Consider the following 17,363-nt stretch of genomic DNA (forward strand, 5'->3'; position numbering starts at 1 on the left):
TGTGGGGCCGGCCCCACAGGTAGAGAGGTTGGGACTGACGGGAAACCCCCATACACATCCCTGATTCCGCCCCACCGAAACCCCGCCCACCCCGCCCCGGAGCCCCCTCCCCCGCCCCCGTCACTCCTCCGCCGGGCACGAGCGCGTACCCGACGGCAGCTGCCCGTCGAGGAGGAAGTCGGCGACGTAGTTCCTTACGCAGGACGAGGACTGGTAGCCGGTGTGGCCGTCGCCCTTGTGGTCCACGATGACCGCCGAGTCCAGCCGTTCGGCCGTCTCCTCCGTCCACTCGTAGGGGGTCGCCGGGTCGCCGCGGGTGCCGACCAGCAGCATCGGCGGGGCCCCCGGATGGTCGATCTTGCGGATGAAGTCGGTACCGTCGGGCCGGCCGTAGCAGGAGAGCACGGTCCCCAGCTGGACCGGTCCGAAGATCGGCGAGGCCTTGAGGAACTCGTCCTCCAGCGCGAGGATCTGCTTCTCGATCTCGGCCGGGCCGGCCTTGTCCAGCGGCCGGTCCGGGTCGTCGGCGCAGTTCACGGCCTCCAGCGCGGCTGCCAGGTTGTCGGCGGGCACCGGGTCGAAACGCTCCGTCGCGGTCGCGTCCTGCGTCGCCTCCGGCGTGCCCGTCGGGGGCGGCAGCTCCGGCTCGGTGCCGAGGAAGATCAGTCCGGCCGGGTCGCCGTCCCGTTCGGCGGCTTCCAGCGCCTCGGCGAGCGAGGGCCACAGCTGCGGTGAGTACAGGGCCGAGCTGATCGACTGGACGGCGTCCAGCCCGGTCAGCTGGGTCCCGTCCTCGCCGACCAGCGGCTTCTCGTCGAGCCGCGTCACCAGGGCGTTCACTTTCTCCCTGGCGGTACGGGTGTTGGTCCCGTAGACGCAGTCGCTCTGGTGGGCGCACCAGGTGAGGAAGTTGTCCAGGGCCCGCTGCTGGGCGCGCGCCGTGACGAGCGCCTGCTCGGTCAGCGGTTCGGTCAGGGTGTCGACGCCGTCGAGGACCATGCGGCCGGTGGTGTGCGGGAACTGTGCGGCGTACACCGCGCCGAGCCGGGCTCCGTAGGAGAAGCCGAGGAAGTTGAGCTTCTCGTCACCGAGGACCCGGCGGATCACGTCCATGTCGCGGGAGACGTCGACGGTGCCCATGTGCTGGAGGACCGGGCCGGAGGCGCGCTCGCAGATCTTGACCGCGGCGCGCAGGGCGGCCAGCTGCGAGGCCCAGTCCTCGCCCACGCCCTCGGCGGGATCCGTGCCGTCCTCGCAGGTGACGGGGTCGCTGTGGGCGACGCCGCGCGGGTCGAAGGCTATGAGGTCGTACCGCTCGTTGAGGTCGGCGAGCTCGGTGTCGAAGGCCAGGCTCTCGATGCCGGGGCCACCGGGGCCGCCGTAGTTCAGCAGGAGCGAGCCGAGGCGCCTCTTCGGGTCGGTGGCCGGGATCCTGCCCATGGCCACCTCGACGGTGCCCTTGCCCGGGGCCGCGTAGTCGAGCGGTACTTGGATGACCGTGCACCGCATCTCGGCGGGGACGGGCGGGTCGGGGCAGGCGCCCCAGCTCAGCTGTTGTGCGTGGAAGCGTGCCAGGGGGTCGGCTGGTTCGCCGCTTCCGGTGGGCGTGGGGGTCGGGGCGGCCCCGAGTGAGGCCAGGACCAGAGCGCAGGCGGCGAGGACGCCGCGGACGGGGGAACGGTGCACTGCACCCTCCTCGGGCGGCCCCCCGAACCCATCATCCTCACGATAGACCGGCTCCGCGGACCCCGCCCGCCCACTCCTCGGACCCCGCCGCGGCCCGCTGGTCAGGCCTCCCGCGGCCCCCGGTACAGCTCCTGGATCCGGTCCGCGTAGTCACGGGCGATCGCGCTCCGCCTGAGCTTCAGCGACGGGGTCAGGTGGCCGCGCGCCTCGGTGAAATCGCCGGGGAGGACGGCGAAGCGGCGGATCGACTCGGCCCGCGAGACCAGCCGGTTCGCCTCGTCCACCGCCCGCTGGAGGTCGGCCCGCAGTTCCTCGTCGCGCACCAGCTCGCGCATCGGCACGTTCTGCTTCTTGTGCATCTGGCGCCAGTGCTGGAGCCCGTCGGGTTCCAGGGTGATCAGGGCGGTGATGTAGGGCCGGTTGTCGCCGACGACCATGCACTGATTGACCAGCGGGTGGGCCCGCAGCCAGTCCTCCAGCGGGGCCGGGGCCACGTTCTTGCCGCCGGAGGTGATGATCAGGTCCTTCTTGCGGCCGGTGATGGTGAGGTACCCGTCGGCGTCGAGCTCGCCGATGTCGCCGGTGGCCAGCCAGCTGCCGTACGGGGCCGCGTGCGCGGCGTTCCAGTACCCGGCGAAGACGTGGCCGCCGCCGAGGAGCACCTCCCCGTCATCGGCGATCCGTACGGCCGTGCCCGGGAGCGGCCAGCCGACGGTGCCGAGGCGGGGCCGCTGCGGCGGGGTCACGGTGCTGGCTCCGGTGGTCTCCGTCAGCCCGTAGCCCTCGAAGACCTCGATGCCGGCGCCGGTGTAGAAGGCGGCGAGCCGTCGGCCCAGCGGTGATCCGCCGCTCAGGACGTAGCGGACGCGGCCGCCGAGGGCGGCCCGGATCCGGCGGTAGACGAGCGGGTCGTACAGGGACCGGGCGAGGCGCAGCCCGGGGCCGGGGGTCTTGCCCTCGGCGACCTCGCCGCAGCGTTGTGCGATGCGGGCGGCCCGGTCGAAGGAGGAGGCCCGGCCCATCTTCTCCGCGGTGGCCCGGGCGGTGTTGTAGACCTTCTCCAGCACGTACGGGATGGCCAGGAGGAAGGTGGGCCGGAAGCCGGCGAGGTCGGCGAGGAGGTCCTCGGTGCTGATGCTGGGCGCGTGCCCGAGTTTGACGCGGGCCCGCATGCAGCCGACGGCCACCATGCGTCCGAAGACGTGGCTGAGGGGCAGGAAGAGCAGGGTGGAGGCGGGGTCCTTGCTGACGGATCTGAAGACGGGGTGCAGCAGTTCGACCGAATTGTCCACCTGGGCATAGAAGTTGGCGTGGGTGATCACACAGCCCTTGGGCTGCCCGGTGGTACCGGAGGTGTAGATGAGGGTCGCGACCGAGTCCGGATTGCGGGCGGCCCGCCGGTTGTGCACGACCGCCTCGGGGATGCGTTCCCCGGCCTTGATCAGCCGGGCCACCGCGCCGGTGTCGAGTTCCCACAGGTGCGCCAGCCAGGGCAGGTTGCCCCGTTCGGCGCTGATGAGCCGGGCCTGCGCGGTGTCCTCGACGGCGCAGGCCACGGCCCCGGAGTCCTGGATGATCCAGCGCGCCTGGAGCGCGGAGGAGGTCGGGTAGATCGGTACGGTGACCAGCCCGGCGGCCCATCCGGCGAAGTCGAGCAGGGTCCACTCGTAGGTCGTACGGGCCATGATGGCGAGCCGGTCGCCCTCGCGCAGCCCTTCGGCGATCAGACCCTTGGCGACGGCGAGCACCTCGGCCGCGAACTCCGCGGCCGACACGTCGCGCCAGGTGCCGTCCCGGTCCTTGCGGGCGAGCACCGCCTCGCCGGGGGCCTCCCAGGCGTTGGTGAAGGGGAGGTCCCCGAGGGTTCCCCGGTCCGGCGGTCCCACCAGTGCGGGGACCCGCACCTCGCGGACCACTCCGTCGATCACGGTCTTGACGGGTTGTACCGGCTCTACGGGCCCGGCCGGCCTCAGGTCGGCTCCCACGGCGCACACTCCTTGGTTCGGCACGAGCAGTTACCGGCGGTAATTTACGTAGCGGTAACCCCTTGCGACCAGCCCTTGGAGCCGTTCTTCACGGACGCTCCACGCCACCACCCCACACCCCGGACGCGGCGGTGGCCCGCGCGTAGTCACCGAAGTCACGGGGTTCACGGCCGAGTACCCGCTGCACACCGTCGGCGAGCGTGGCGAAGCGGCCCTCGCGGATCCAGCCGTAGAGCATGTTCAGCAGGGCGGCGAAATCCTCCGGCAGATCGTGCCGCGCGGCGTGGGCGGCGAACGCGTCCGGCGGGACCGGACGGTAGGCGACCTCCCGGCCGGCGGCCCGGGCGATCTCGTCGACCACGGAGCCCAGGTCCATCAGCCGCGGACCGGACAGCTCGTACGCCTGCCCGCCGTGCCCCTCCTCGGTCAGGGCGGCCACGGCGACCTCGGCGATGTCCTCGGCGTCGATGAACGGCTCGACGCCGTCCCCGGTCGACATCACCACCTCGCCGCGCCGGACCTGCCCGCGGAAGAACGGGTCCTCGCTGAAGTTCTGGAAGAACCAGGAGGGCTTGAGGACGGTCCACCGCGCACCGGACTCCCGTACCGCGCGCTCGCACGGGAGCTTCTCCTCGCCCTCCTCCACCGCCCAGTCTCGAGCGGACAGCAGCACCAGCCGCTCCACGCCGGAAGCGGCTGCCAGCTTGCTGAAGGAGCGCATCGACTCGGCGGCGCCGGGGAGCTGCGAGTCGACCAGATAGGCCGCGCCGACACCCTCCAGCACCTGCTCCCAAGTGTTCTCGTCGGCCCAGTCGAAAGGGGCCGGACCCTTCCGGGAGGCTCCCCGGACCTCGTGTCCGCGCCGCCGCAGCCGTGCGGCCACGCGGCTTCCCGTCTTGCCGGTGCTGCCCAGGACCAGAATCGGTTTCGTCGCCATACGGCCAGTCAATCCGCGGCGGCCGGGGCCCGAAATGGCCGTCCCGCTCAGATGCATGTCCGAGCGTCTAGGCTGGGGTCGCATGGATGCGCTGGCGAGCCTGCTGTACGAAGTGCGGTCCGACGGCGCCCTGTTCAGCCGGAACATCCTGGCCCCGCCGTGGGCGGTCCGCATCGCCGACCGGGCCCCGATCGCCCTGGCCACCATGCTGCGCGGCACGGGCTGGATCGTCCCCGGCGGTGACGACGGGCCCGTCGCGCTCGGAGAAGGTGACGTGGCCATCGTGACGGGGGCTCGGCCGTTCACCCTCGCCGACACCGCCGACGGGGACGTGCGGACGCCGCCGCTGTGGGTGGTGCACGGGCCCGACCGCTGCACCACCGCCGACGGCGCGGAGATCAGCGAGGACGTCCTGCTGGGCCTTCGCACCTGCGGGAACAGCACGGACGGCCCGAACGTCCTGCTCACCGGCAGCTACCAGGTCGGCGGCCGGGTCTCCGAGCGGCTGCTCGGCGCACTGCCCCGGGTGCTCGTCGTGCGCCACGACGGCGGGCCCGGGCCCATCCTGGACCTCACCGCCCTGGAGATCGGCCGGGACGATCCCGGCCAGCAGGCCGTCCTGGACCGGCTCCTCGACCTGTTGCTGCTGTCCACGCTCCGGGAGTGGTTCTCCCGCCCGGAGGCCGATCCGCCCGGCTGGTACCGCGCGCTCGGCGACCCCGTCGCGGGCCGGGCACTGCGGCTGATCCACGACCGGCCCGAGCGGCCCTGGACCGTGGCGGCCCTCGCCGAGGAGGCCGGAGTGTCCCGGGCGACGTTCGCCCGCCGCTTCGGCGAGTTGGTCGGCAGGCCGCCGATGGCGTACCTGACCGACTGGCGCCTCGCCCTGGCGGCCGACCTGCTGGTGCGCACCGAGGACACCGTGGAGTCGATCGCCCGCCAGGTCGGCTACGGGAGCGCGTTCGGCCTGAGCGTGGCCTTCCACCGCGTGTACGGGACCCGCCCCGGACAGCACCGGGCCGCCGCCGCCGGGCGGGGGGCGGGCAGCCCGCGGGATGTCGGCCGCGACAGGTAGCGTGTACGCGACACGACACCAGCGGCAGGCACGCGCCGGTGCGTTCGGGCTGCCGCCCGCCCAAGGCGTCCGGGACCACGCCGGACAGTGAGCGGTCTCGTTGCCGCCCGCCGCCGGCTGTGCGCGGCCCCGGCCCGGCTGCTGATCGTGTCTCACCCTCTGAGCAAGGAGCTCCACGCGCATGTCCATACCACCGCAGCCGCCGTCGTCCCCCGGTCCGTACGGCCAGCCCGGGCAGCCGGGCCCGTACGGTCAGCCGGGTCAGCCCGGTCCGTACGTCGGCGGCCAGCCGGGCTGGTACCCGCCGCCGCAGTCGCAGAAGACCAACCCGCTGGCCATCGTCGCGTTCGTCATGTCGATCGTCTGCGCGCTGCCGCTGGTCCCGCTGGTCCTCGGCATCGTCGCCCTGTCCCAGATCAAGAGCCGCGGCGAGAAGGGCAAGGGCTTCGCCATCGCGGCGATCGTCATCCACGGCGCGACCATCGCCTTCTACTCGATCTTCCTGATCCTCGGGTTCTCCGGCGCGCTGGACGACGCCGCCCCGACGAAGCGCGACACCGGCGGCCAGGTCACCGACCCGGTCTCCGGTGACGTGAACGACATCCGCATGGGCGACTGCTTCAACACGAGCGACGACCTGTCCAAGTACCACGACGCGGACGGCAGCAAGGCCGCGATGTCGGTGCGCATCGTGCCCTGCGACCAGCCGCACAAGGGCGAGGCGTTCGCCGTCGTCCAGCTGGACGACGGCTCGTACCCGGGCACGGAGAAGATCGTCGCGATGGCCGAGGAGAAGTGCTCCGGCACGGCCCTCTCCAGCTACGTGGGCAAGGACGCGAAGCTCTCGGGGCTGGAGGGCTACTACTACTACCCGGAGTCCGCCACCTGGCTCCTCGGTGACCGCCAGATCAGCTGCTTCCTGGGCAACCCCAGCGGTCCCACCACCGGCTCGGCCCGCGCCACCGGCTCCTGACCCAGGGCGGCCGGCCCGCTCAGGCCACCCTGCCGAGGTCGGGCGGACAGTCACGGCAGCGGCCCGGGTGCGGGGCGCGGAAGGCGCGTTCGCAGCCGTCGCAGGTCTGGAACGGGTCCGGGAGTCCGCGCCTCCGGGCCGCCGGGGCCGGGGGCGCGTACGGCGGGAGCAGCGCGGCGAGGCGGTACGCGAGCACGGACGCGGGGCGCCGCATCCGCTCGGGGAGGTCCGCGGACAGGGCCCGCGCGACCGCCTCGGGGTCGGCCCCGCGCTCCAGCCAGGCCGACACGTCGGGTGCGAGCCGCCGTACGTCGTGCTCGGACAGCAGGAGCCGCAGGTCGTGGCGTCGCAGTCCGGCGAGCAGAGCGACCGCTCCGGGGTGCAGGTGCTGCGACGCGGGTGCGGCAGCGGCGTCCGGGGCCGGCTCCGCGGCGGCTTCCCGGTCCGGCGGCGGAGGTTGCGGCGCGGGCGGAGGCTCCGGGGGCGGAGGCTGCGGGGGCTGTAGCGGGGGCGGGCCGGGTCGGCACCCGGCGGCTTGTTGTACGAGTACGTCCGGGTCACCACCCGCCCGGTCCCCAGCCGCTCGCGCCGCCGCTCCAGGTAGCCGTGCTGCTCCAGCTCGCGCAGGGCGGAGCCGATCCGGATCTCCCCCTCCGGGAACCGTGCGGTCAGGGCCTTGATGCCGACCGGGGCCCCGTCGGGCAGCGACTGGATGTAGGCCGCGACACCGATCGCCGTCGCCGACAACGCGCCGTGCTGGAGGAGGTGGTTGCCCACCACGGTGTAGTGACTGGTGTGCCGCGTGTTGACGTGGATGACACCGGATCGGGGGGTCCTGGAGGGATCGGCCGACGAGGCGCGCGGGGGCGCGCTAGGGTTCTGAGAAGCCATGGGGAAGCGGGTTACTTCCTGTTGTGGTCAGGCCCTCGACCGGGATTCGCCGTCCCGTCGGGGGCCGTCTCATGTCTGCGATGGTCGGGGCGAGCATATGCCCGCCAACCAGTAGGAAATCCAGTCCGGTTGGCACCACACCCGACCGAGCGAACCGGGCCGGTCGGGTTGGGTTTGGTTGGTTCTTTCACCCGGTTCTTTGGTCTTTCAGGCGTCGAGGCAGGCCGGATCGCGGCGTCCCGCGACGCGGTACCGAGGGAGATCCGCGAGCCCCGTGTCACGGGTCCCCGCGATCCGGTGAGCTCGCTGCGCGGTCAGGCGCGGGTGCAGATGTGCACCGGCTCGCTGCCGCTGCGTTCGGTGTGGACGACCGCAGCACGCCGCCCTCGCAACTCGCCTTCAGCCGCCGGTGGTCGCCGGCGCCCGGAACCGTACGTTCGCCCTCCGCGTCTCCGTTCCATATCGGCGCCGCGAGGTTTCATGTGCGGAAATCCCCGCATTAGCATGGACATGACCGAAAGATCCAGCCGTGTCCGGAAGTCGACTCTCCAGGGGATACATGTCGTTCGACGCGGAGTGGGCGCAGCACAAGGCCGCCGCCCTCGCACAGCAGTCACCCGTCATGAGACTCAACCGGGCACCCGCCGACGGCGGCGCGCCGGGGAGCCCGGCCGGGAGCCTGGTCGCCGGGGTCCCCTCCATCAACGGCAACGCCCACCTCCTGATCGAGATCGCCGCGCTCCTGCACGAGGGCCGGCCCGACGGCGACACCAGCACCATGGCCCGCGCACCCCGGGCCCACGACGACGTGGCGAAGGAGGCCCTGCGCTTCGCCCGGTTCGCCGACGACCAGTTCAAGGACACCGTCGCCCTCTTCGCCGGACTGGCCACCCGGCTGAAGACCGCCGGCACCGCCTTCGCCCGGGTGGACGACGACACCGCGGCCTCGTTCCTGCGCACGGTCGTCGAGGCGGGCGTGTACGTGAAGCCGGAGGACAAGGACCGTTGAGCAGCGGCCTGAGCCACCACGCGGACGTACGGTTCCTGGCGGAGTGCAATCCCGCGCTGGTCGAACGCAATGCCGCCGAGTTCCGCCGGCTGCGCGAACTCCTCGTCCAGGTCGAGGAACCCGCCCTGCGGGCGGAGAAGCACACCGAATGGGACAGCGAGGGAAGCGCGACCTACAAGGCACGTCTCGCCGACGCCCGCGCACTCGTGACGCACATGGCCGAGGGCTTCGACAAGGCCGCGAGCGCCCTGCACGCCTACGCCCAGGCGCTCACCACGGCCAAGTCCCACTACGGCAACGGAACCCGCTCGGAGCGGGCACTCGCCGCGCTCATCGCCACCAAGGGCGTCGCGATCACCAAGACCGCGCAGGAAGCGGAACCCATGCGCCAGTGGGAGGACATGCGTGCCACGACCGGCGTCCTCGACTTCCTGGCCGAGGCCACCATGGACGTGGACGACATCCGCGACGAGGCGAACCGCCTCCACGACGACGCGGGCGGCAGCTTCCACCTGGCGCGGACGGTGGAACAGGAGGCCCGTGACAGCTGCGTCCACGCCCTGAAGCAGGCGTACGAGCTGATGCCCGAGCTCCGGATCCGGGGCGGCGTCGAGCGCCCCGACCTGTACGCCGCCATGGCGGAGCTGCGCCGCGAGGGCGAGGAGGCGCGCACCAGCCCGCTGACGCACCTGCCGGGCGGCGGCCCGAAGCGGGAGATGCACGGGACGGTCGGCGAGACGTACATGTCGCCGGAGCTGAAGGACATCCGGATGCGCATCTCCGGCCTGCCGCAGGGCGAGGACCGGTACTGGGACCCGCCGGAGGGCGACCGGGAGAAGGCCGAGTGGATATCCCGCAACAAGGAGATCCTCCGCGCCGCCGCCCAGCACGCGGGACTGCCGGAGGAACTGGTCGCGGGCATCGCCTGGAACGAGATCGCCGGACAGCCCGGGTACGCCGACGACATCACCGACCACCTGCGGCACACGGCCGACTTCCCCCTCAGCCCCGTCACGCCCGAGAACCTGCCCAGCCGGCTCGGCGGAGTGCCCGACCAGACCTCCTTCGGGCCGATCGCCATCCAGCTCCGGCGCGGTGCCGAAGTGCTCGGCTACGACCCGGAACACCTCACCGAGGAACAGCGTGCTCTCATTGAGGAGTCCCTCCAGGACCACCGCCAGAACGCCTTCATCGCCGCAGGCTTCCTGGCACAGATCAAGGCGGAGACGGCGTACGCGGACGTGCCGGCCGACCAGTTGACCGACGCCCAGATGCGCGAGATCGCCGCCCGCTACAACGGTGGCCCGTACTGGCAGTCGCAGAAGGCCCAGAACTACGGTGATGACTTCACCGACGGGCTCGGCCACGTGAAGGAAGCAATGCGATGACGCACCCCCAGCAGAGCATCGACCTGCCCGGGGAGCCGGGCCGCCTCAGATGGCTCCTCGGGATCCCGCTCGGTCTCCTCCACCTGCTCAACGCCTTCCTCGTCTACTCGGCGGTGCGTTTCGGGCCGGCGGCCGAGTGGGACGACCAGGGATACGCCGGGACGACGGCGATGGCCCTCTTCGCCATCCTCCTCAGCGTCACCGGGATCCTGATCACCTTCGTCCCGCCCGTCCGCCGGGCCCTGGGCCCGTGGTGGTTCGCCCCGCCGGTGGTCCTGGGGGTGATCGCGTGGGTGCGTATCGCGACGCTCGGATGAGGCTCCCCCGCGAGAACATCGACCTGCCCGAGGACCGCGGCTGCCTGCAGTGGGTGCTCGGGATCCCGCTCGTCCTCGTCTACGTCCCCGCGGTGTTCACCTGCTACGGCGCCCTGGCGATGCGGCCGGAGCCGGGCGACGACCTGCTGCGCGAGGACATCCGCTTCATGGCCGGCTGCTCCCTGGTGCTGTGCCTCATAGGACTGCTGATCACCATCACCCCGGTGTACCGGCGGACCATGGGCCGGTGGTGGTTCGCCGCCCCCTTCCTGCTGGCGACGCTCGCCTGGTTCCGCGCGCAGACGGTCTGACCCCGGGGCCGGACGGGCGAACGCCGCAGCCCCCGCCCGGGCGGGGGCTGGGGCTGCGGCGAGCGGAGTGCGCTGCGGTGCGATGCGATGCGATGCGCTGCGGGTCAGGCCGCGACCGCGACCTGCTCGGCGGCCGGGGCGGGCTCGTCCAGCGGGGAGGCCGAGGCGTTGGCGTATGCCTCCTTGTCCAGGATCCCCTCGCGGGCCGAGACGATGACCGGGACCAGGGCCTGGCCGGCCACGTTGGTGGCGGTGCGGATCATGTCCAGGATCGGGTCGATCGCCAGCAGCAGGCCGACGCCCGCCAGCGGCAGGCCCAGCGTGGAGAGGGTCAGCGTCAGCATGACGGTGGCACCCGTCAGGCCGGCCGTGGCGGCCGAGCCGATGACCGAGACGAAGACGATGAGCAGGTACTCCTTGATGCCCAGCTGCACGTCGAAGATCTGCGCGATGAAGATCGCGGCGAGCGCCGGGTAGATCGCGGCGCAGCCGTCCATCTTGGTGGTGGCGCCGAACGGGACGGCGAAGGAGGCGTACTCCTTCGGGACGCCGAGGCGTTCGGTGACCTTCTGGGTGACGGGCATGGTGCCGACCGAGGAGCGGGAGACGAAGGCCAGCTGGATGGCGGGCCAGGCGCCCTTGAAGAACTGGAGCGGGCTGACCTTGGCGACCGTGGCGAGCAGTAGCGGGTAGACGCCGAACATCACGATGGCGCAGCCGATGTAGACGTCGGCGGTGAAGGTGGCGTACTTGCCGATCAGGTCCCAGCCGTAGGTGGCGATCGCCGTGCCGATGAGGCCGATGGTGCCGATCGGGGCGAGCCGGATGACCCACCACAGGGCCTTCTGGAGGAGCTCCAGGGCGGACTCGGCGAGGTCGAGGACGGGCTTGGCCTTGGCTCCGAGCTGGAGGGCGGCGATACCGGCGACGACGGCCAGGAAGACGATCTGAAGGACCTTCAGCTCGGTGAAGGGCGTCACGATGTCCGTCGGGACGATGCCGGTCAGGAAGTCGATCCAGGAGCCGGTCCGCTTGGGGTCCTTGCCGTCGGCCGCGGTGAGGCCGGTGCCCGAACCGGGGTCGGTCAGCAGGCCGATGGCGATGCCGATGCCGACCGCGATCAGCGAGGTGATCATGAACCAGAGGAGGGTGCGCGTCGCGAGGCGTGCCGCGTTGTTCACCTTCCGCAGGTTGGTGATCGACACCAGGATCGCGAAGAAGACGAGCGGGGCGATGGCCAGCTTCAGCAGCTGGATGAAGATGTCGCCGGTCTTCTCCAGGGTGGTGCCGAGCCAGCTCACGTCCTGGCTGCGCGCTATCCAGCCGAAGAGGACACCGAGGGCCAGACCGGCGACGATCTGGGCCCAGAAGGGGAACTTGAACGAGGCCTTGGCAGGGGCCTGGGGGGTCGCGGACACGGACACTCTCCGGAGGTGGCGCACGAAGACAGGGGGGAAGTACTGCAGTGGTGAAGCGGTGCGGCAGCAGCCAGAAGGGCCGGCCGCGACGGTTGCTGTATCGATTCAGCTCAACAGCAACAGGCCGCGGACGCACGGCGGCAGAGGTCGACGTGCAGGCGCATCACGAGCGGCACGCTCGTGATCATGGGGTGCGCAACTGTGGTCAACATGTTGAACACGCTAACACTTCCCCTTTGGGAATCTCAAAGGGGTGCTTTGAGACAACGGCGCACGAGGCCCCCTTGCGCGAAGCCGGAAAACACGAACGCCCCAGCGTTACGGGCGGTATACCCGGTGCTGGGGCGGTTCGATGTGTGATGAACCCAACTGCGGCGTTACGAGCTCACGCGCGCGGCGTCGTCGACCTGGTCCTCCTGGCTGCGGTTCGCGGCGAGCTTCTGCTTCGCACCCGCGACGCGGCCGGAGATCTGCGTGGACATCTCGTCGCGCTGCTTGCGCAGGAGGACGAAGGAGAGCGGGGCGGAGAGCACGAGGGCGAGCAGGACGACCCAGGCGGCGTTGGCGTCCCCGAGCCCGGCGGGCACCCAGCCGAGCCGGACGAGACCCGCGACGAGGACGAGGCATCCGACGAAGATGCCCAGGCGCATCGCGGTGTAGCGGATCGTTGCGCTCGGCTTGAGGGACACGGTGACCCCTTCTCTCTCGTCGTGGTCGTTCGGCGGCTGGTGCCCGTCCAGTGAAGCACGCCGGGACCGGGCCGCCGCCCTCCGGGGTACGGCGGCGGGTGCGACGGGCGGCGCGACCACGGGGGCGACCGCCGGTGCGACCGCCGGTCAGTGCAGCGGCAGCAGCATGATGACGTCGTCGCGGTCGTCCCCCGGGGCCACCCGGATGGCGCCGGGGACGCGGCCGACCTCCTTGTAGCCGCAGGAGGCGTAGAAGTGCTCCAGGCCGAGACCGCCGCGGCAGGTGAGGCGGATGGCGTCGATGTTCCCGATGGTGCGGGCCGCGGCCTCCGTGGCGGCCATCAGCTCGCGCCCGCGGCCCTTGCCCTGGTGGCGCGGATGGACCATCACCGTGTAGGCCCACAGCCAGTGGAGCTGCAGCCGGTGCGTGTTGTGGGTGAGGAACGCGGTCGCGGCGACGGCCCCGTGCTCGTCGTGCCCGACGAGGAGCCGGCAGCTCCCGTCGGCGATGGCGGTGAGGTGGCTGTCGAGCGAGGCGCGGATGTCGCCGGAGGTGACCGGAGGCACGAAGCCCACGGCGCCGCCCGCGTTGCTGACGTCGACCCACAGCGCCAGGATCCCCTCGCACAGGGAGGGGTCGACGACCGGGTCCAGGGTGAACGTAAGAGCCATTCTGCAAGTTTACCCATTACTAACCCCTCCGTCCGGCCGGTCCGGACACAGCCGAACCCCGGCCCGGGGGCCGGGGTTCGGGGTTCGGCTCACTGCGAAGAGGGTCGGACGAGGGGTCAGACGCGCATCGCCTGCGGGCTCTCGCGCAGGCTCGCGTCCGGACCGGGGTACTCACGGATGATCTCGTACCGCGTGTTGCGCTCGACCGGGCGGAAGCCCGCCTCCCGGATCAGCTCCAGCAGATCGTCACGGCCCAGCTTGTTCGGGGTGCCGTAGTTGTCCGCGTCGTGCGTGATCTTGTACTCGACGACCGAGCCGTCCATGTCGTCCGCGCCGTGCTGCAGCGCGAGCTGGGCGGTCTGCACACCGTGCATCACCCAGAAGACCTTGACGTGCGGCACGTTGTCGAAGAGCAGTCGCGAGACGGCGAAGGTCTTCAGCGCCTCGGCGCCGGTCGCCATCGTCGTACGCGCCTGGAGCTTGTTGCGTACCTTGCCGTCCTTCATGTCCACGAAGTCGTGCTGGTACCGCAGCGGGATGAAGACCTGGAAACCGCCGGTCTCGTCCTGCAGCTCACGCAGACGCAGCACGTGGTCCACGCGGTGGCGCGGCTCCTCGATGTGCCCGTACAGCATGGTGGCCGGGGTCTTGAGACCCTTCTCGTGCGCGAGCCGGTGGATGCGCGACCAGTCTTCCCAGTGGGTCCGGTGGTCGACGATGTGCTGCCGGACCTCCCAGTCGAAGATCTCCGCGCCGCCGCCGGTGAGCGACTCCAGGCCGGCCTCGATCAGCTCGTCCAGGATCTCGGACGCCGAGAGACCGGAGATCGTCTCGAAGTGGTGGATCTCGGTCGCCGTGAACGCCTTCAGCGAGACGTTCGGCAGCGCCTTCTTCAGCTCGGAGAGCGAGCGCGGGTAGTAGCGCCACGGCAGATTCGGGTGCAGGCCGTTGACGATGTGCAGCTCGGTGAGGTTGTCGTTCTCCATGGCCTTGGCCAGGCGCACGGCCTCCTCGATGCGCATCGTGTACGCGTCCTTCTCGCCCGGCTTGCGCTGGAACGAGCAGTACGCGCACGAGGCGGTGCACACGTTCGTCATGTTGAGGTGCCGGTTGACGTTGAAGTGGACGACGTCACCGTTCTTGCGCGTGCGCACCTCGTGGGCGAGGCCACCGAGCCAGGCCAGGTCGTCCGACTCGTAGAGGGCGATGCCGTCCTCACGGGTCAGCCGCTCGCCGGAGCGGACCTTCTCCTCCAGCTCACGCTTGAGCCCAGCGTCCATGTACCGGTCGCCTCCTCTAGATGCCTCTGCCTGTCCTGCAAACCCTGCCCAACCGTACTCTCAGGCTTCCTCGGGCAGTTCCCCGACCCGGTTCTCCCACTTGGTGGAGAGCACGATGGTGGTACGGGTGCGCGAGACGCCCTTGGTGCCGGAGAGCTTGCGGATGATCTTCTCCAGGCCGTCCACGTCGTTCGCGCGGACCTTCAGCATGAAGGAGTCGTCGCCCGCGATGAACCAGCAGTCCTCGATCTCCGCCAGGTCGCGCAGTCGCCGGGCCACGTCCTCGTGGTCCGCGGCGTCGGAGAGCGAGATGCCGATCAGCGCCGTGACGCCGAGGCCGAGCGAGGCCGAGTCCACCGTCGCGCGGTAGCCGGTGATGACACCGGCCGTCTCCAGACGGTTGATGCGGTCGGTGACGCTGGGGCCGGAGAGGCCCACGAGACGGCCCAGCTCCGCGTACGAGGCACGGCCGTTTTCCCGGAGTGCCTGGATGAGCTGCCTGTCCACCGTGTCCATTTACGTGGAGCCTTCCATTATTCGGCGATCCTGCAAGTCTAGGTATAGAATCTAAGGCACACAGGGTCAACACCCTGTGAAATCTTTCGACAACTCAATCACGATCTTCAGGAGTGGTTCCCCGTGTTCACGATCGAGATGGCCTACGCGCACATGCGACAGCTCCAGGAGCTGGCCAACCGATCCCGTGCCCACCAGCCCGCAGCCGCCCACCGCGTGGACAAGGCCCGCAAGCCGCTGAGCGGCTCCAAGAAGGCCTAGTCACCGCCACCTGCCTCCCGGGAAGTGCGGGAGCCTCCCAGCTCCCCCTCCCAACGGCGGTACAGCCGGTGCGGCACCCCTGCCGCGTCCAGCACCCGCCCCGCGACGAAGTCCACCAGATCCTGGATGTGCGTCGCACCCGCATAGAACGCCGGAGAGGCGGGCAGCACGATCGCGCCCGCCTCGTCCAGCGCCACCAGGTGCTTCAGCGTCTGCCCGTTCAGCGGGGTCTCCCGCACCGCGACCACCAGTCGGCGCCGCTCCTTGAGCGTCACGCTCGCCACGCGCTGGAGCAGGTCCTTCGACAGTCCGAGCGCCACCCCCGCCACACAGGCCGTGGAGGCGGGGACGATCAGCATCCCCTTGACCGGGTACGAGCCCGAACTCGGTCCGGCCGCCAGGTCCCCCGCGCCCCAGTACCGGACGTCGTCCAGTTCCGGCCGCGCGAAGGTCCCGGGCTTCCCGTCGGCGCCCCGGGCCAGCCACTCCGCGAGGTCGTCGCGCCAGTGCGCGTCGCGGAAGGCGATCCCGGTCTCGTCCAGCAGGGTGAGGCGGGAGGCGCGGCTCACCACCAGGTCGACACTCTCCCCCGCGGCGAGCAGCCCGCGGAGCACCGCCGCCGCGTACGGCGTCCCGGACGCCCCGGAAACCCCGACCACCCACGGGGTGCGCTTGCGCTCAGTCATACCTCCGAGACTATCCGGCCACCGCCGGTGGGCACTCAGTAAGGTGTCCGCACGTTCCCGTGACGGGACACGGTGAGGGGACGAGGATGAGCACGACGGTGGAAGAGGGCTGGACACAGCTCGACCGGGCCAAGGCCGCCGGGAAGCTGATGGCCGGCTGGGTGGCCCTGCTGTGGCTGATCGAGCTGCTGGACCTGGCCACCGGCCATGCGCTGGACGGGTACGGGATCATCGCCCGCGAGCCGGACGGGCTGACCGGGATACCCCTCGCGCCCTTCCTGCACTTCGGCTTCGACCACGTGGCGGCCAACACCGTCCCGCTGCTGGCCCTCGGCTTCGTCGCGGCCCTCGGCGGCATCCGCCGCTTCCTGCTCGTGTGCGCCGCCGTCGTCGTGGTGGACGGGCTCGGCGTCTGGCTGGTCTCCCCGTCGAACAGCATCACGGCGGGCGCCTCGGGCCTGGTCTTCGGCCTCTTCGGCTACCTGCTGGTCCGCGGCTTCGTGGAACGGCGGCCGCTGGGCGTGGCGGTGGGCGTCGTCATCGCCGCCCTCTGGGGCAGCTCCATATTCCTCGGCATCCTGCCGAACGACTCGGGCGTCAGCTGGCAGGGCCACCTCTTCGGCCTCGTCGCGGGCGCGGCCATGGCCTTCGCCCTCCCGCGCCGCGAGCCCACGCTCAGCTGACGACGGAGGGGTCGACCGGAAGGCCCGCCGTATCCACGGAGACCTTGCCGATTCCGGTCTCCACGACCACTGTCTCCCCGTACGGGATGACGTCGCGGCCCCGGTAGCCGTCCGGCCCCGGGTTCCACAGGGTCGTGCACTGCGCCTTGTACGGGTCGAAGATCAGGTAATGCGGGATGCCCCGCCGGGCGTAGGCCCGGTCCTTGACCTCGTAGTCGTTGCGGACGCTGCTCGGGGAGACGACCTCGACGGCCAGCTCGATGAGGTCGGGCGGATAAGCGCTGAGGTTCTTGTCTGCCTCCGCTCCGGGAATCACGGCAAGGTCCGGGCAGAACTCGTTGTCCCCGTCGAACGGAACCGCGACGTCGCTGATGAAGCCCCACTCCGCCGACATCTGGGCTTCCAGCGCGTTCCACAGCAGCCGGATGGTCCTGGCGTGATGCGGCTTCAGCGGACTCATCACGATGGCGCCCTCGACAATCTCGATCCGGTGCCCGGGGAACATGTCCCCGAACCGGCTGAGCTGTGAGTGCAGGCGGTCGCTCTCCGAGACGGTCACGTCGGCCTCCCTGTCCATGCACTCGAT

Annotated in this window: 19 protein-coding genes; 8 read left to right on the top strand and 11 right to left on the bottom strand. The window is 70.9% G+C overall.

Going from position 1 to position 17,363, the window contains the following annotated elements; all coding sequences use genetic code 11:
* Positions 1-120: 120 nt before the first annotated feature.
* From ACWGE1_RS13205 to ACWGE1_RS13215, 3 genes are all read right to left on the bottom strand, one after another.
* Positions 121-1,686, bottom strand: a complete 1,566-nt coding sequence (locus ACWGE1_RS13205; protein ID WP_453420595.1) for an alpha/beta hydrolase — start codon at positions 1,684-1,686, stop codon at positions 121-123.
* A gap of 101 nt (positions 1,687-1,787) precedes the next feature.
* Positions 1,788-3,671 (bottom strand): AMP-dependent synthetase/ligase, encoded by a 1,884-nt coding sequence (locus tag ACWGE1_RS13210; protein ID WP_453420596.1) that lies wholly within the window; start codon positions 3,669-3,671, stop codon positions 1,788-1,790.
* A gap of 88 nt (positions 3,672-3,759) precedes the next feature.
* Complete coding sequence (locus ACWGE1_RS13215; protein ID WP_453420597.1) at positions 3,760-4,608, bottom strand: NAD(P)H-binding protein; 849 nt, start codon at positions 4,606-4,608, stop codon at positions 3,760-3,762.
* Positions 4,609-4,690: 82 nt separating this feature from the next.
* Between ACWGE1_RS13215 and ACWGE1_RS13220 the strand changes: the two genes are divergently transcribed.
* Together ACWGE1_RS13220 and ACWGE1_RS13225 are read left to right on the top strand one after the other, a co-directional pair.
* Positions 4,691-5,683: an AraC family transcriptional regulator gene (locus ACWGE1_RS13220; protein WP_453420598.1), complete on the top strand. Its 993-nt coding sequence runs from the start codon at positions 4,691-4,693 to the stop codon at positions 5,681-5,683.
* 181 nt (positions 5,684-5,864) lie between these two features.
* The gene (locus ACWGE1_RS13225; protein WP_453420599.1) at positions 5,865-6,656 is read left to right on the top strand and encodes a DUF4190 domain-containing protein; all 792 of its coding nucleotides are present in this window, start codon (positions 5,865-5,867) and stop codon (positions 6,654-6,656) included.
* A 19-nt stretch (positions 6,657-6,675) separates the two neighbouring features.
* Here ACWGE1_RS13225 and ACWGE1_RS13230 read toward each other — a convergent pair whose 3' ends face one another.
* On the bottom strand, positions 6,676-6,945 hold the full coding sequence (locus tag ACWGE1_RS13230; protein ID WP_453420600.1) for a hypothetical protein: 270 nt from the start codon (positions 6,943-6,945) through the stop codon (positions 6,676-6,678).
* 1,161 nt (positions 6,946-8,106) lie between these two features.
* Here ACWGE1_RS13230 and ACWGE1_RS13235 point away from each other — a divergent pair.
* Genes ACWGE1_RS13235 through ACWGE1_RS13250 form a run of 4 tightly spaced genes read left to right on the top strand, consistent with a single transcriptional unit; the run spans position 8,107 to position 10,572 of the window.
* Complete coding sequence (locus tag ACWGE1_RS13235; RefSeq protein WP_453420601.1) at positions 8,107-8,556, top strand: hypothetical protein; 450 nt, start codon at positions 8,107-8,109, stop codon at positions 8,554-8,556.
* On the top strand, positions 8,553-9,944 hold the full coding sequence (locus ACWGE1_RS13240; RefSeq protein WP_453420602.1) for a hypothetical protein: 1,392 nt from the start codon (positions 8,553-8,555) through the stop codon (positions 9,942-9,944). The genes ACWGE1_RS13235 and ACWGE1_RS13240 overlap by 4 nt, the downstream gene beginning before the upstream one ends.
* Positions 9,941-10,261 (top strand): hypothetical protein, encoded by a 321-nt coding sequence (locus ACWGE1_RS13245; protein WP_453420603.1) that lies wholly within the window; start codon positions 9,941-9,943, stop codon positions 10,259-10,261. The genes ACWGE1_RS13240 and ACWGE1_RS13245 overlap by 4 nt, the downstream gene beginning before the upstream one ends.
* Positions 10,258-10,572 (top strand): hypothetical protein, encoded by a 315-nt coding sequence (locus ACWGE1_RS13250; RefSeq protein ID WP_453420604.1) that lies wholly within the window; start codon positions 10,258-10,260, stop codon positions 10,570-10,572. Before ACWGE1_RS13245 ends, ACWGE1_RS13250 begins: the two co-directional genes overlap by 4 nt.
* 104 nt (positions 10,573-10,676) lie before the next feature.
* On the opposite strand, the gene ACWGE1_RS13255 is transcribed toward ACWGE1_RS13250, so the two are convergent.
* The 5 genes from ACWGE1_RS13255 to ACWGE1_RS13275 form a co-directional block, all read right to left on the bottom strand.
* Positions 10,677-11,996 (bottom strand): dicarboxylate/amino acid:cation symporter, encoded by a 1,320-nt coding sequence (locus ACWGE1_RS13255; RefSeq protein WP_453420605.1) that lies wholly within the window; start codon positions 11,994-11,996, stop codon positions 10,677-10,679.
* A gap of 371 nt (positions 11,997-12,367) precedes the next feature.
* The gene (locus ACWGE1_RS13260; RefSeq protein ID WP_453420606.1) at positions 12,368-12,679 is read right to left on the bottom strand and encodes a DUF4229 domain-containing protein; all 312 of its coding nucleotides are present in this window, start codon (positions 12,677-12,679) and stop codon (positions 12,368-12,370) included.
* Between the two features lie 147 nt (positions 12,680-12,826).
* Entirely contained in the window at positions 12,827-13,351 is a 525-nt protein-coding gene (locus ACWGE1_RS13265) for an N-acetyltransferase family protein (protein ID WP_453420607.1), read from the bottom strand.
* Positions 13,352-13,467: 116 nt separating this feature from the next.
* Entirely contained in the window at positions 13,468-14,631 is a 1,164-nt protein-coding gene (mqnE, locus tag ACWGE1_RS13270; protein WP_453420608.1) for an aminofutalosine synthase MqnE, read from the bottom strand.
* A 60-nt stretch (positions 14,632-14,691) separates the two neighbouring features.
* A complete protein-coding gene (locus ACWGE1_RS13275) occupies positions 14,692-15,147 on the bottom strand; it encodes an Lrp/AsnC family transcriptional regulator (protein WP_030009228.1) in 456 nt (151 codons plus the stop codon).
* A gap of 123 nt (positions 15,148-15,270) precedes the next feature.
* Here ACWGE1_RS13275 and ACWGE1_RS13280 point away from each other — a divergent pair, with 123 nt between their 5' ends.
* Complete coding sequence (locus ACWGE1_RS13280; RefSeq protein ID WP_453420647.1) at positions 15,271-15,408, top strand: hypothetical protein; 138 nt, start codon at positions 15,271-15,273, stop codon at positions 15,406-15,408.
* On the opposite strand, the gene ACWGE1_RS13285 is transcribed toward ACWGE1_RS13280, so the two are convergent.
* A complete protein-coding gene (locus ACWGE1_RS13285; RefSeq protein WP_453420609.1) occupies positions 15,405-16,094 on the bottom strand; it encodes a UbiX family flavin prenyltransferase in 690 nt (229 codons plus the stop codon). The two genes, ACWGE1_RS13280 and ACWGE1_RS13285, sit on opposite strands and share 4 nt — an antisense overlap.
* Positions 16,095-16,180: 86 nt before the next feature.
* Between ACWGE1_RS13285 and ACWGE1_RS13290 the strand changes: the two genes are divergently transcribed.
* Positions 16,181-16,777, top strand: a complete 597-nt coding sequence (locus ACWGE1_RS13290; RefSeq protein ID WP_453420610.1) for a rhomboid family intramembrane serine protease — start codon at positions 16,181-16,183, stop codon at positions 16,775-16,777.
* Here ACWGE1_RS13290 and ACWGE1_RS13295 read toward each other — a convergent pair.
* Entirely contained in the window at positions 16,770-17,354 is a 585-nt protein-coding gene (locus ACWGE1_RS13295; RefSeq protein WP_453420611.1) for a Uma2 family endonuclease, read from the bottom strand. The two genes, ACWGE1_RS13290 and ACWGE1_RS13295, sit on opposite strands and share 8 nt — an antisense overlap.
* Between the last annotated feature and the right edge of the window lie 9 nt (positions 17,355-17,363).

The organism is Streptomyces sp. NPDC054932, assembly GCF_053610205.1.

Excerpts from the sequence above, each read along its gene's own strand:
- ACWGE1_RS13215 (WP_453420597.1), bottom strand. The coding sequence starts at position 4,608 with ATGGCGACGAAACCGATTCTGGTCCTGGGCAGCACCGGCAAGACGGGA.
- ACWGE1_RS13220 (WP_453420598.1), top strand. The coding sequence starts at position 4,691 with ATGGATGCGCTGGCGAGCCTGCTGTACGAAGTGCGGTCCGACGGCGCC.
- ACWGE1_RS13225 (WP_453420599.1), top strand. The coding sequence starts at position 5,865 with ATGTCCATACCACCGCAGCCGCCGTCGTCCCCCGGTCCGTACGGCCAG.
- ACWGE1_RS13235 (WP_453420601.1), top strand. The coding sequence starts at position 8,107 with ATGTCGTTCGACGCGGAGTGGGCGCAGCACAAGGCCGCCGCCCTCGCA.
- ACWGE1_RS13245 (WP_453420603.1), top strand. The coding sequence starts at position 9,941 with ATGACGCACCCCCAGCAGAGCATCGACCTGCCCGGGGAGCCGGGCCGC.
- ACWGE1_RS13250 (WP_453420604.1), top strand. The coding sequence starts at position 10,258 with ATGAGGCTCCCCCGCGAGAACATCGACCTGCCCGAGGACCGCGGCTGC.
- ACWGE1_RS13265 (WP_453420607.1), bottom strand. The coding sequence starts at position 13,351 with ATGGCTCTTACGTTCACCCTGGACCCGGTCGTCGACCCCTCCCTGTGC.
- mqnE (WP_453420608.1), bottom strand. The coding sequence starts at position 14,631 with ATGGACGCTGGGCTCAAGCGTGAGCTGGAGGAGAAGGTCCGCTCCGGC.
- ACWGE1_RS13275 (WP_030009228.1), bottom strand. The coding sequence starts at position 15,147 with ATGGACACGGTGGACAGGCAGCTCATCCAGGCACTCCGGGAAAACGGC.
- ACWGE1_RS13285 (WP_453420609.1), bottom strand. The coding sequence starts at position 16,094 with ATGACTGAGCGCAAGCGCACCCCGTGGGTGGTCGGGGTTTCCGGGGCG.
- ACWGE1_RS13290 (WP_453420610.1), top strand. The coding sequence starts at position 16,181 with ATGAGCACGACGGTGGAAGAGGGCTGGACACAGCTCGACCGGGCCAAG.
- ACWGE1_RS13295 (WP_453420611.1), bottom strand. The coding sequence starts at position 17,354 with ATGGACAGGGAGGCCGACGTGACCGTCTCGGAGAGCGACCGCCTGCAC.